Origin of the sequence: Nocardia tenerifensis NBRC 101015, from assembly GCF_000308715.1 — a bacterium.
GTDB lineage: Bacteria > Actinomycetota > Actinomycetes > Mycobacteriales > Mycobacteriaceae > Nocardia > Nocardia tenerifensis.
This window is the reverse complement of record NZ_BAGH01000118.1, coordinates 1-12,995: the sequence shown is the minus strand read 5'-3', so window position 1 is coordinate 12,995 and position 12,995 is coordinate 1. Positions and strand designations below refer to the sequence as shown.

Sequence of the window (12,995 nt, the reverse complement as noted above, 5' to 3'; positions counted from 1 at the left end):
CGATCAGCAGGCAGGCCGTGCCCGCCCACGCGCCGCCGCCGAGGCCGGCGCGGTCGAGCAGCACGAAGAACAGGAGCGCGCCGGGCGGATGCCCCGACACGTGCGTCGTCCACGAGTCCGGCTCGAAATCGAGGATGCGGTCGGCGAATCCGCGCAGCATCGCGCCGATATCGGTGACCCCGCCGACCTCGTGCAGGTACTCGTTGGAGTCGGTGAGCCGGTCGGTGAAGCCGCGCCGCCAGCCGTCGATCATGGCCAGCGCGAACGCCCACGCGAGCGCGCCGCCCCACGAGGCCGCCAGCAGCGGCCGCCACGACAATCGCCGCGCGAGTGTGGGGCCTTGCAGGACAACGAGAGTCGCGAGGACGATCGCCGGAATCGTGCCCCAGCCGACGTGGCGGAGGAACACGCCGAAGATCGGTGCGGCGCCCGCGTACAGTTTGCTCCGCCACTGTTCGCTGGCGATTCGCGGAACCACGAAAGCGGCCAGGACCAGTGCGGCGGCGATGCCCGCGCCGATCAGGTCGCCGCGCAGGCGAACGCGTGGCGGGGTGGCGGTCGCGGGCTCGGAGACGTCATGCACGGCTAACACGATAGGTCGGTCGGCGGGCGGTTATCGCTGTTCCAGATGTGTTTTTTGACGATGTCACTGTTTCGTCACAGGTTTTTCGGCCGTCCGGCGGGTTCGAGGGCATAGCGTCTTGGCCGTGACTCGAACCCAGGTTGATCCGGCCGGAGTGACCGTGGTTATTCCCTGCCGAGACGAAGCTGACGCGTTGCCCGATGTGCTCGCCGCCATCCCGGCCGGGTACCACGCCCTCGTGGTGGACAACGGCTCGACCGACGCGACCGCCGCCGTCGCCCGAGCCCGCGGCGCGACCGTGGTGCACGAGGACAGACCGGGCTACGGGGCCGCGGTTCAGGCGGGTATCGCCGCGGCGCGCACAGAGATGGTCGCGGTGCTCGACGGCGACGGGTCGATGGACCCGGCCGAGCTGCCCGGGCTGGTCGAATTGGTCCGCGCCGGAGCTGATCTCGCGGTCGGGCGCAGGCGGCCGACCGCGGCGGGCGTCTGGCCGTGGCACGCGCGGCTCGGCAATCTGCTCGTCGCGCGCAGGCTGCGGCGCAAATACGGTCTGCCCGTGCACGATATCGCCGCCATGCGGGTGGCGCGGCGGACCGGGATGCTCTCGCTCGGCCCCCTGCACCTGCGCTCCGGGTATCCGCTGGAGTTGCTCGTCGGCGCGGCGGGCGCGGGGTGGCGGGTGGTCGAGCGCGACATCGCCTACCGGCCGCGCGCGGGCGGGGTGTCGAAGGTCTCCGGCTCGCTGCTCGGAACCGTGCGCGCCACCAAGGATTTCCTGGCGGTGCTGCGATGAGCGACTGTAGTGTGCGCCGCGAGACGACGCTGCTCGTCATCGCCAAGGCGCCGATCGCGGGATACGCCAAGACACGGCTGACGCCGCCGCTGACCCCGCGCGACGCCGCCCGGGTCGCGGCGGCGGCGCTGCTCGACACCCTCGACTCGGTGCTCCGCAGCGAGGTCACCCATCGGGTGGTCGCCTTCACCGGAGATGTCGACGCCGCCGAGTGCCGCGATGAATTACGCAGCGCGCTGGCCGATTTCGTGGTGATTCCGCAGCGCGGCGACGACTTCGGCGACCGCCTCGCCAATGCGCACGCCGACGCCGCCCGTTTCGGCGCCCCGGTGCTCCAGATCGGCATGGACACCCCGCAGATCGGGCCGCGGGTATTGACCAGTGCGGCACACCGACTCGCCGCGGGCAACGTCGCTCTGCTCGGCCCGGCCGAGGACGGCGGCTGGTGGGCGCTCGGCCTCCCCACTGCGCAACCGGCCCGCGTCCTCGCCGACGTGCCCATGTCCACCGACCGCACCGGCGAGCTGACCCGGAAGGCCCTGCGGCACACCGGTTGCCGGGTGCGCTCCCTGCCGACCTTCAGCGACGTCGACACGTTCGCCGACGCGATCCGAGTCGCCGCTCAGTCCACCGGCCGGTTCGCCTCGACCTTTCACGAACTACACGACCGTGGGCTGGTGCTGCGATGAACACTACGCGCACAACCGTTTTCGAGGTCGCGGTGAATCTCGGTGACAAGACGGCTGACCGCGCGGGCACGGGTGGTGCTGCGTCGAGCGCCACGGTTCCTGCCCGCTTCGCGGGTCGGGCAGGCGAACCGCATGGGCTGGGGGCGCGATGATTCAGGACTTCGACATCTTCGAGCGGGCGCTGGTCGGGGAGAGCTGTTGGATGCGGGCGGCGGATGGCAGTCGGTGGGAGTTGCCGACGGGGCGGTGGCTGGGGGTGGCCGATGCCGGTGATCGCCGGGCCGATCGCGCGCTCACGCGCTGTTGTGACGGGCCGACGGTGGACCTCGGCTGTGGGCCGGGGCGGTTGGTGGCGGACTTGATGCAGCGCGGGGTGCTGGCGCTCGGCGTGGATCTTTCGCCGATGGCGGTCGCCATCACCAGGTTTCGCGGTGCGCCCGCGCTGCGGCGGGATCTGTTCGGGCCGTTGCCGGGGGCCGGGCGTTGGTCCTATGCACTGCTGGCCGATGGGAATATCGGGATCGGCGGCGATCCGCGGCGCATCCTGGCGCGTACGGCGGACCTCCTCGCCCCGGACGGGTTGGCCGTTGTCGAGTTCGGTTGTCCCGGCGGCGGTTCGGTGATTCATCAGATGCGGCTGGAATCCGGTTCGCGGGTCGGGTCCTGGTTTCCGTGGGCCTCGGTGAGCATCGACCACGCGGAGCGACTCGCGCGGGCGAGCGGGTTTCGCGTGCTCGACACCGCGGCGGTCGACGGCAGATACATCGCGTGGCTGCGCCGCGACGGAGCGGCCGCGGAGGCGGGAGTTCGATGAGCACGCACGAAACCGTCGAGCGCAGTGGGCCGTCCACGCGACGGCGGCCTCGCGTATCCGACGCACGCGGTCCCGAGGTGGCCGGCCGCGTCGGCCTCGCCCTCGGCACCGCCATTCTCCTCTGCTTCGTCACCGGCCTGCTGAGTCACTGGATTCAACACCCGCCCACCTGGTTCGGATGGCCCGCGCACCCGGTATCGCTGTACCGATTCACCCAGGGGCTGCACGTCATCTCGGGTGTGACCGCGATACCGCTTGTGGTGGTCAAGCTGTGGGCGGTGTATCCGAAGCTGTTCCAGCGACCATTCCTCGGTTCGCCGCTGCGCATGCTGGAGCGCGGCTCGATCGCGGTGCTCGTGGGGGCGATACTGTTCGAGCTGTCCACCGGCCTGCTGAACATCGACCAGTTCTACCCCTGGAAGTTCTTCTTTCCCACCGCGCATTACGCCATGGCGTATGTCGCTCTCGGGGCGCTCGCGGTCCACCTGGCGGTCAAACTTCCGGTGATCCGAGATGTCCTGACTCGCCCCATCGACTCGAACCCGGCCATCTCGGTCACGGGCGGGCACGGTGGCTCCGACACCGACGGGCCTTCCGCTGCAGGCAGTACCGCCGGTGACCACGGCGAGACAGGCGGTGCCGGCGAGAGGCTCGGCGTCGATAGCCGGGACCAGGCCGGTAGTCACGGCGGGAGCGATCGTGTCGGAACTGCGGATCAAGTTGGTGCCGTAGGTGTTTCCGATGTCACCGCCCGCGCCGAAGCGGTCGGTCGTGATCGCGACGGGGCTGATGCCGGTGCGGTCGGTGACGCTGCCGATGGCAGCATGCCGTGGCATTTGTCGCGGCGCAGGGTGCTGACCGCGGCCTGGGTCTCCGCGGGCGCGGCCTCCCTGGTCATCGCCGGTCAAACCGTGCCGTTCCTCCGCCGGGCCGCGGTTCTCGCGCCACGCAGCGGTGCAGGGCCGCAGGGTCTTCCGGTCAACAGGTCGGCGATGGCCGCGGGCGTGCTCGAGCGGGCGCGGGCGGCCGACTACCGGTTGGCCGTGCTGGTGGGGGACCGGCGACGCGATTTCAGCAGGGACGAACTGCTGGCCATGCCGCAGACGAACGTCCGGCTACCCATCGCGTGTGTGGAGGGGTGGAGCGCGTCCGCCGACTGGTCCGGTGTTCGGCTGCGCGATCTGCTCGCCGCGGTCGGCGATTACCGCGGCGACGTGCGATTCAGCTCTCTGGAGACCGGCGGCATCTACGCCGAATCGGTGCTGCCGCAACGGCATGCGGTCGACGCGGACACGCTGGTGGCACTGTCGTTGAACGGGCAGCCGCTGCACGTGGATCACGGCTATCCCTGTCGGCTGATCGCGCCGAACCGGCCCGGCGTCCGTCAGACGAAATGGCTCTCGACGATCGAGGTGCGAGCATGAGCGCGATCCGAATCCTCCTGCTGCTGGCCGGTTTAGGCCTCGGCTGGTACGGTGCCACCCTGCTGCTCGACTTTCCCCGCGCGGATCTGCTCTCGGTCGCCCTGTGGTTCGTCGGCGGAATCCTGCTGCACGACACGGTTTTCGCGCCGCTCTGCGCCGCCGCCGGGGTGACCGCACGCCGCGTCCTGCCCGACGCCTGGTGGGCGCCGACGGCGTGCGGCGCGGTCTGCACCGTCGCGCTGCTGCTCATCGCGGCCCCGGTCCTCGGCCGCGCACACGCCGTGCCGGACAACCCCACCGTGCTCGACCGCGACTATCCCCTCGGGCTCGCCGTGGCCCTCCTCGCGGTATGGGCGCTGGTGGGCGTCGCACTGGTGACGCGACTGGCCGGCCGACGACGATCCGAAAAGCCAAGGAGCACACCGTGACCGAGTACAACGACCTGAGCGCGCTGTTCATCAACTGCACCCTGAAACGCTCACCGGAGGTGAGCAACACCCAGGGCCTCATCGACATCAGCGCGGGCATCATGGCGAAGCACGGCGTGCGCGTCGCGCACATCCGCGCCGTCGACCACGACATCGCCTTCGGTGTGTGGCCGGACATGACCGACCACGGCTGGCCCACCGACGAGTGGCCCGCCCTCCAACGCCAAGTCATGGACGCCGACATCCTGGTCCTCGCGGGTCCGATCTGGTTGGGCGACAACAGTTCCGTCACCAAACAGGTCATCGAACGCTTGTACGCCAACTCCTCGATCCTCAACGACCGCGGTCAGTATGCCTACTACGGCCGAGTGGGCGGCTGCCTGATCACCGGCAACGAGGACGGCGTCAAGCACTGCGCCATGAACATCCTCTACAGCCTCCAGCACCTCGGCTACACCATCCCGCCGCAGGCCGACGCGGGCTGGATCGGCGAGGCGGGTCCCGGCCCGTCCTACCTCGACCCCGGCTCCGGCGGACCCGACAACGACTTCACCAACCGCAACACCACCTTCATGACCTGGAACCTGCTGCATCTGGCTCGAATGCTGAAGGACGCCAACGGGATTCCCGCGCACGGCAATCAGCGCTCCGAATGGGACGCGGGCTGCCGGTTCGACTTCGAGAACCCCGAACACCGCTGACCGGACGCTGCCAACTTCGCCGGGGCCGCGCTTCTCGCCCGACATCGGTCGTAGACTCGGGGAGTGGCTATCGCTCAGTTGAGTTTGATCACTGTGAACTGTGCCGACAAAGAGGAGCTGGCCGAGTTCTGGGCCGCGCTACTCGGTGGGGAGATCGTTTATCGAGCCGATGAGCTAGCGGTGGTACACACCGAACGCGGGTCGCTGTGCGCGCTTCGTGTCCCGAATTATCAGCCACCGACCTGGCCCAACGGCGACATGCCCATGCACATTCACCTGGATCTGCGGGTGGACGATCTGGATGAGGCACAGGCGGAGGCCGAGCGGTTGGGGGCGCGGGCGGCCGAGGTGCAACCGGGCCCGGACCTGTGGCGGGTGATGCTCGATCCAGCAGGACATCCGTTCTGCCTGACCGCGCGCGCCCCCTTGTTGCCGGTGGGTCCTCAGCCGGAGAAGCAAGAGGAGAACTGAGTTCTCCCGTCGATGCTCGGCGGCGGTGACGCCACCACAGTGCGTTCGACAGGGCCGGTGACGATGCGCCACCGGCCCCGCCGAATTCCCGACTACCCGCGGAACGGGTACCGCCGGTCGAGATCCAGATTCAACTCGACCACATCGACCCGCGGCTCACCGAGGAAGCCGAGGGTTCGGCCCGCGGTATGCGCCCGCACCAGCTCACTCACCTGCTCTGCGGAGATATTGCGAGCCTTGGCGATTCGCGCGACCTGAATATCGGCGTACCTGGGCGAGATGTGCGGGTCGAGACCGCTGCCACTCGCGGTCACCGCGTCGCCCGGCACCGGAGTATCGACGGACGCCTCGCCGAAGATCGGCACGATGCGCCCCGCCGAGTAGTCCTCGCCCGGCTCGGCGCACTCCACCCGAACACCCTTGTAGGCCGCCAGAAACGGCGTCGCGGGGCACGCCTCGTTGACGCTCACCACCCGCGTCGGATGCGCGACATCGCCGTCCGCGCCGCGCGGCCCCAGCACCGAAAGCACCGCGCCCACACCGCCTTCCGTGCAGAACGGCCGAGCTCCGTCGACTCCCTCGCGCTCACCGACCTCCTTGCTGCGCGCACACACGGTCGACAGCAGACTCGGCTTCACCTTCGCCGGATCGGCGTCGAGGGTGTCCACGATGCTCTCCGGCCCGAGATTGCCGGCCGAGGTCGCCATGGGGTCGTACCCGTTGCTGCCCGCCGAGGACGGGCGGCTCTGGAAGTACTGCACGAGCGCCTTGCCCTCCGCGTCGGTGAAGGACTGCCCGATCAGGCGGGAGCCGACGGTCTTACCGTCGACCTCGATCAGCGAGCCGTCCGCCTTGTCGTGCAGGCCGGGAACCTGCGCGACCGCGAAAACCGCCAGCGGATAGGCGATTCCGGTGATCGCGGTGAGCGCGAGCAACGCGCGGAGTGCGGCCAGGTGTTGCCGAATCCAAGTGGAGAACTGCATGTCAGGACATCCCAGGGAGGAGTTGGACGACGAGGTCGATGATCTTGATGCCGACGAACGGCGCGACGATGCCGCCGAGGCCGTAGATCAACAGGTTGCGGCTCAACAACTTCGACGCGTTGGACGGCGTGTAGTTCACCCCGCGCAGCGAGAGCGGGATCAGCGCCACGATGATGATCGCGTTGAACACGACCGCGGACAGGATCGCCGACTGCGGGCTGTGCAGCCGCATGATGTTCAGCGCGTCGAGCCCGGGGAACAGCGCGATGAACAGCGCGGGCAGGATCGCGAAGTACTTGGCGATGTCGTTGGCGATGGAGAACGTGGTCAGCGCGCCCCGCGTGATGAGCAGCTGCTTGCCGATCTCCACGATCTCGATGAGCTTGGTCGGATCGGAGTCCAGATCGACCATGTTGCCGGCCTCTTTGGCCGCCGAGGTGCCGGTGTTCATGGCGACGCCGACGTCGGCCTGGGCCAGCGCGGGCGCGTCGTTGGTGCCGTCGCCGGTCATGGCGACCAGCCGGCCGCCGTCCTGCTCCTTCTTGATCAGCGCCAGCTTGTCCTCCGGCGTCGCCTCGGCGAGGAAGTCGTCCACGCCCGCCTCGTCGGCGATCGCCTTGGCGGTCAACGGATTGTCGCCGGTGATCATCACGGTGCGGATGCCCATGCGGCGCATCTCGTCGAACCGCTCCCGCATGCCTTGCTTGACAACGTCTTTGAGGTGGATCACGCCGAGCAGCCGCGCGACGCCGTCGCTGACCTCGCCGACGACCAGCGGGGTGCCGCCGGAGGCGGAGACCCCGTCGACGGTCACGCCGACCTCCCCGGGCACCGTACCCTCTTGTGCGCGAACCCATTCGATGACCGCGCTGGCCGCGCCCTTGCGCAGCTGGTGGCCGTCGCTCAGGTCGACGCCCGACATGCGGGTCTGCGCGGTGAACTCCACCCAGGTCGCGCCCTTCAGCTCGCCGGGGGTGCGCTCGCGTTTGCCGTACGCCTGCTTGGCGTACACGACGATGGAGCGGCCCTCCGGCGTCTCGTCGGCGAGGCTGGAGAGCTGCGCCGCGTCGGCCAGCTCGTCGGCCGAGATGCCCGGCATCACAACGAACTCCGCGGCCTGCCGGTTGCCTAGGGTGATGGTGCCGGTCTTGTCGAGCAGCAGCGTGTTGACGTCGCCCGCGGCCTCGACCGCGCGCCCGGACATGGCCAGCACATTGCGCTGGACGAGCCGGTCCATGCCCGCGATGCCGATGGCCGAGAGCAGCGCGCCGATGGTGGTCGGAATCAGGCATACCAGCAGCGAGACCAGCACGATCCCGGTGATGCCGTTGACGTCCAGTGCCGAGGTGTCCGGCACGCCAGGGTTGTTCGCCTTCGAGAAGATCGCCAGCGGCTGCAGGGTGACCACCGCGAACACGAAAATGACGGTGAGCGAGGCCAGCAGGATGTTCAGCGCGATCTCGTTCGGCGTCTTCTGCCTGCTCGCGCCCTCGACCAGCGCGATCATCTTGTCGATGAAACTCTTGCCCGGCTCCTGGGTGATCCGGACGACGATCCGGTCGGACAGCACGGTCGTGCCGCCGGTCACCGCGGAGCGGTCGCCGCCGGACTCCCGGATCACCGGCGCGGACTCCCCGGTGATGGCCGATTCATCCACGGAGGCAATGCCTTCCACGACGTCGCCGTCGCCGGGGACGACCTGTCCGGCCTCGACGACGACGTGATCGCCGCGCCGCAGCTCCGGTGCGGCGACCCCCTCCTCGACGACCGGGCCGCCGGGCGTCCAGTCCACCAAACGCCGTGCGACGGTATCGGTCTTGGCCTTGCGCAGCGTGTCGGCCTGCGCCTTCCCGCGGCCTTCGGCCACCGCCTCCGCGAGGTTGGCGAAAATGACTGTGAGCCAGAGCCATACGACGATGGCCCAGGCGAAGAACGTCGGGTCGGCGATGGCGAGCACGGTGGACCACACGGCGCCGATCTCGACGATGAACATCACCGGATTGCGCCACATGGTGCGCGGATCGAGCTTGCGCACCGCGTCCGGCAGCGAGGTCAGCAGCATCCGGGGATCGAGCGCGCCGCGGGGAACCCGGCCGGACTTGTGCGCCAGCTGACGCTTCGACTCGTTGAACTCGTCCGGAACGCTGGTCAGTTCCGTTGTCGGGGAAGTCATTTCAGTGTATTCCTTCGGCGAGCGGCCCGAGCGCGAGTGCGGGCAGGAAGGTGAGCGCGACCAGGATCACCGTCACGCCGACGACCATGCCGACGAACTGCGGCCGGTGCGTCGGCAGCGTGCCGATCGACTCGGGGGTGGTGCCCTGCCTGGCCAGCGAGCCGGCCAGCGCGAGCACGAAGATGATCGGCAGGAACCGGCCGAAGACCATGGCCAGCCCGAGCGCGGTGTTGTACCACTCGGTGTTGCCGCTGAGGCCGGCGAACGCGGAGCCGTTGTTGTTGGCCGCGGAGGTGAAGGCGTACAACACCTCGGAGAGACCGTGCGGCCCGGTGTTGAGCATGCCCGCGCGCTGGCCCGGCATGGCCATCGCGATCGCGGTGCCTACCAACACGATCAGCGGGCTCACCAGGAAATACGAGGCGGCGAGCTTGATCTCGCGCGGCGTGATCTTCTTGCCGAGGTACTCCGGTGTGCGCCCGACCATCAGGCCTGCCACGAACACGGTGATCACCGCGAGGATGAGCATGCCGTAGAGCCCGGAACCCGTTCCGCCGGGCGCTACTTCGCCGAGCTGCATGTTGAACATGGTCATCAGGCCGCCGAGGCTGGTGTAGGAGTCGTGGAACGAGTCGACGGCGCCGGTCGAGGTGAGCGTGGTCGCGGAGGCGAACGTCGCGGAATCGGCGACGCCGAAACGGGTTTCGACACCCTCCAGGGACGCGCCGATCGCGGTCGGCACGGTGCCGTGGTGGGCGAGCTGAAAGACGTTCTGCAGCACCGTGCTCGCCACCGCGATGGTGCCCATGACCGCGACGATGGCGTAGCCCTGCTTCTTGCTGCCGACCATCCGGCCGAACGTGCGCGGCAGGGAGAAGCTGATGAGCAGGATCAGGAAGATCTCCACCCAGTTGGTCCAGGTGGCCGGGTTCTCGAACGGGTGCGAGGAGTTGGCGTTGTAGAAGCCGCCGCCGTTGGTGCCGAGCTCCTTGATGACCTCTTGGCTGGCCACCGGCCCGCCTGGAATAGTCTGCGCTGTGCCGTTCAGGGTCTGCGCGACCTGGTCGTGCAGGTGGAAGTTCTGGATGACGCCGCCCGCGACCAGCACGATCGCGAAGACGAACGCGATCGGCAGCAGGATGCGGAGGGTGCCGCGCACCAGGTCCACCCAGAAGTTGCCGAGATCGCCGGTGTGCCTGCGGGCGAAGCCGCGCACCAGCGCGACCGCGACGGCCATGCCGACGGCCGCGGAGACGAAGTTCTGCACCGCCAGCCCGGCCATCTGCACCAGGTGACCCTGGGTCGACTCACCGGAGTAGTTCTGCCAGTTCGTGTTCGTGACGAAGCTGACCGCGGTGTTCCAGGCCAGCGCCGGCGTCATCTCGGTGCCGGGGTCGTGCAGGTGCAGCGGCAACCTGCCCTGGAGCAGCTGCAAGAAGAACAGGAACAGGATGCTGACCGCGGAGAAGGCGAGCACGCTGCGGGCGTACACGCCCCAGGTCTGCTCGACCTCGGGCTGCGCACCGATGGCCTTGTAGAGGACGCGTTCGACGCGAGAGTGTTTGGCGCCGTTGTAAACCCGGTACATGTAGTCGCCGAGCGGCACATGCACCAGGGCGAGCGCGATGACCAGGGACGCCGCGAAGGCGATCCCCGCCGTAGTCGTGTTCACCTAGAACCTCTCGGGGAAGAGCAGCGCCGCGACCATGTACACCGCGACGGAGACGGCGAGCACCAGACCGATCAGGTTCGCGGTCACAGCCTTTCCACCCCTCGCTGGACCAGGCCCAGCAGGGCGAAGATCGCCACGGTGAGCACCGTGAACACCACGACAGACATGAATTTCCAACCTCCATCAAGCGCTCGTGTTGTGGAGCGCGCCTTGGCGAGTCAAGTCCTCGATCCGGCGCGTGCCGAGCTTCCTGACGACTCCTTTGCGCGGCGAATGCTGGCCTTTGCGCTTCCTTTACACCTCAGCTCGGGATAGCTGAAAGGATGCCGTCAAAGAGTTCCGGCATCCCGTCAACACACCGTAAAGATCGTCCGAATCTTTCGCGGCGGAGGTACTAGTGGAGGACCGGCCAGGCGGACCACTCCAGCGCAACCGGTGGTTCTGGTCGGTAGGCGAAAGGATGGAGATGTCAGCTGTCACCGTGGCCCTGCTCGTGGGGTTCGTGTGCTGTGCGCTGGTCATTCGGGCGCTCGGCGAGCGCGGCGCCGCACGGGGGCCGCGCGCCGTCGTCGTGGAGACCGACGACCGTGCCGGGTGGCGCGGCACCGAAACGGGGCGCTCGAATGCCTGAGATTCGCCCGCAGCTCGCCGGTCCGGCCCGCGGGTGCCCGGCTCCCGGGGCGCCACGCGCGATGATGGACGAGTGAAACGCGGGCAACTACGCATCTATCTCGGGGCCGCGCCCGGAGTCGGCAAGACCTACGCCATGCTCGGCGAGGCCCACCGGCGACTGGAGCGCGGCCGGGACGTGGTGGCCGCGGTGGTGGAGACGCACGGCCGGGCCAAGACGGCGGCGCTGCTCGAGGGCATCGAGCGGATACCGCCGCGGCTGATCGAGTATCGCGGCACCACCCAGCCCGAGATGGACCTGGCGGCCGTGCTGCGGCGGGCCCCGGCCGTGGCCCTGGTGGATGAGCTGGCGCACACCAACATTCCCGGCAGCAAGCACGAAAAGCGTTGGCAGGACGTCGAAGAGCTGCTCGACGCGGGCATCGACGTGGTGTCGACGGTGAACGTCCAGCACCTGGAGAGCCTCAACGACGTGGTCGAGCAGATCACCGGCATCCAGCAGCAGGAGACCGTGCCCGACGCCGTCGTGCGCGGCGCGGATCAAGTGGAGCTCGTCGATCTGACGCCGGAGGCATTGCGCCGCAGGCTCTCTCACGGCAACGTATACGCCGCCGACAAGGTCGACGCCGCGCTGCGCAACTACTTCCGGCCGGGAAACCTCACCGCGCTACGGGAATTGGCGTTGCTGTGGCTCGCGGATCAGGTCGACGCCGCGCTGGCGAAGTATCGGGCCGACCACAAGATCACCGAGCTGTGGGAGGCGCGCGAGCGGGTGGTGGTCGCGGTGACCGGCGGGCCGGAGTCGGAGACCGTGGTCCGCCGCGCGAGCCGGATCGCGAGCAAGGCGAGCGCCGAACTCGTTCTGGTGCACGTGGTTCGGGGCGACGGACTGGCCGGAGTCTCGACCGAGCGCCTCAACCGGCTGCGCGACCTCGCCACCAGCCTCGACGCCTCGCTGCACACCATCACCGGCGACGACGTGCCGAGCGCGCTGCTCGAGTTCGCCCGCGAGGTGAACGCGACCCAATTGGTCCTGGGCACCTCCCGCCGCTCCCGCTGGGCGCGCATGCTCGACGAGGGCATCGGATCGACCGTGGTGCAGCAGTCCGGCAAGATCGACGTGCACATGGTCACCCACGAGGAGGCCCATCGCGGCCTGCGGCGGGGCTCGCTCATGCCGCGCCAGCCCATCCGGGCCTGGCTCGCGGCCGTGCTGGTGCCGCTGGTGGTGTGCGGGATCTGCGCCGCGTTCCTCGACGGCTACCTGCAGCTCGGCGGGCTCAGCGCGGTCTTCTTCATCGGCGTCGTCGCCGTCGCGTTGCTGGGCGGCGTTGTCCCAGCGGCCTTTTCGGCGCTGCTGTCCGGGCTGCTGCTGAACTGGTTCTTCGCCGACCCCCGCTACAGCCTCACCATCGCCGAGCCGGACAGCTTCGTCACCGTGGTGGTGCTGCTGTTCGTCGCGGTCGCGGTGGCGGCGCTGGTCGACGCGGCCGCCAAGCAGACACGGCAGGCGCGGCGGGCCTCGCAGGAGGCCGAACTGCTGACGCTGTTCGCCGGCGCCGTGCTGCACGGCGCGGACCTGCCCAACCTGCTCGAGCAGGTCAGGGAGACCTACGGTCTGCGGGCGGTGA

At 69.0% G+C, this 12,995-nt stretch carries 13 protein-coding genes and 1 pseudogene; 9 read left to right on the top strand and 5 right to left on the bottom strand.

Translation table 11 applies throughout. The features are described from left to right. Window positions 1–583, bottom strand: a pseudogene (locus ON39_RS09545) (hypothetical protein); the annotation flags it as partial. 124 nt (window positions 584–707) lie between these two features. On the opposite strand from ON39_RS09545, the gene ON39_RS09540 reads away from it, so the two are divergent. The 7 genes from ON39_RS09540 to ON39_RS09510 all read left to right on the top strand — a co-directional run bounded on the left by ON39_RS09540 (window position 708) and on the right by ON39_RS09510 (window position 5,906). Continuing rightward, complete coding sequence (locus ON39_RS09540; protein WP_040733020.1) at window positions 708–1,379, top strand: glycosyltransferase family 2 protein; 672 nt, start codon at window positions 708–710, stop codon at window positions 1,377–1,379. Next, entirely contained in the window at window positions 1,376–2,068 is a 693-nt protein-coding gene (locus ON39_RS09535; RefSeq protein WP_040733019.1) for a TIGR04282 family arsenosugar biosynthesis glycosyltransferase, read from the top strand. The genes ON39_RS09540 and ON39_RS09535 overlap by 4 nt, the downstream gene beginning before the upstream one ends. A 148-nt stretch (window positions 2,069–2,216) precedes the next feature. After that, window positions 2,217–2,882: a methyltransferase domain-containing protein gene (locus tag ON39_RS09530; RefSeq protein WP_040733017.1), complete on the top strand. Its 666-nt coding sequence runs from the start codon at window positions 2,217–2,219 to the stop codon at window positions 2,880–2,882. Further along, window positions 2,879–4,306: a molybdopterin-dependent oxidoreductase gene (locus tag ON39_RS50455; protein WP_040733015.1), complete on the top strand. Its 1,428-nt coding sequence runs from the start codon at window positions 2,879–2,881 to the stop codon at window positions 4,304–4,306. Before ON39_RS09530 ends, ON39_RS50455 begins: the two co-directional genes overlap by 4 nt. Then, on the top strand, window positions 4,303–4,734 hold the full coding sequence (locus tag ON39_RS09520; protein WP_040733013.1) for a hypothetical protein: 432 nt from the start codon (window positions 4,303–4,305) through the stop codon (window positions 4,732–4,734). The genes ON39_RS50455 and ON39_RS09520 overlap by 4 nt, the downstream gene beginning before the upstream one ends. After that, window positions 4,731–5,435 (top strand): flavodoxin family protein, encoded by a 705-nt coding sequence (locus ON39_RS09515; RefSeq protein ID WP_040733012.1) that lies wholly within the window; start codon window positions 4,731–4,733, stop codon window positions 5,433–5,435. Before ON39_RS09520 ends, ON39_RS09515 begins: the two co-directional genes overlap by 4 nt. Window positions 5,436–5,498: 63 nt before the next feature. Next, the gene (locus ON39_RS09510; protein WP_040733011.1) at window positions 5,499–5,906 is read left to right on the top strand and encodes a VOC family protein; all 408 of its coding nucleotides are present in this window, start codon (window positions 5,499–5,501) and stop codon (window positions 5,904–5,906) included. A gap of 92 nt (window positions 5,907–5,998) precedes the next feature. On the opposite strand, the gene ON39_RS09505 is transcribed toward ON39_RS09510, so the two are convergent. From ON39_RS09505 to ON39_RS50450, 4 genes are all read right to left on the bottom strand, one after another. After that, a complete protein-coding gene (locus ON39_RS09505; protein ID WP_040733010.1) occupies window positions 5,999–6,889 on the bottom strand; it encodes a potassium-transporting ATPase subunit C in 891 nt (296 codons plus the stop codon). 1 nt (window position 6,890) lies between these two features. Then, window positions 6,891–8,951: a potassium-transporting ATPase subunit KdpB gene (gene kdpB, locus ON39_RS09500; protein ID WP_246002952.1), complete on the bottom strand. Its 2,061-nt coding sequence runs from the start codon at window positions 8,949–8,951 to the stop codon at window positions 6,891–6,893. A gap of 112 nt (window positions 8,952–9,063) precedes the next feature. Then, entirely contained in the window at window positions 9,064–10,734 is a 1,671-nt protein-coding gene (gene kdpA, locus ON39_RS09495; RefSeq protein ID WP_040733007.1) for a potassium-transporting ATPase subunit KdpA, read from the bottom strand. Then, window positions 10,735–10,821: a potassium-transporting ATPase subunit F gene (locus ON39_RS50450; RefSeq protein WP_255219246.1), complete on the bottom strand. Its 87-nt coding sequence runs from the start codon at window positions 10,819–10,821 to the stop codon at window positions 10,735–10,737. It lies immediately after the preceding gene. A 379-nt stretch (window positions 10,822–11,200) separates the two neighbouring features. On the opposite strand from ON39_RS50450, the gene ON39_RS48580 reads away from it, so the two are divergent. Both ON39_RS48580 and ON39_RS09490 read left to right on the top strand, forming a co-directional pair. Next, window positions 11,201–11,365, top strand: coding sequence for a hypothetical protein (locus ON39_RS48580; RefSeq protein ID WP_157195427.1), 165 nt, complete (start codon window positions 11,201–11,203; stop codon window positions 11,363–11,365). A gap of 72 nt (window positions 11,366–11,437) precedes the next feature. Further along, window positions 11,438–12,995: sensor histidine kinase (locus tag ON39_RS09490; RefSeq protein WP_040733006.1), on the top strand; the 1,558-nt coding region annotated here is incomplete at its 3' end.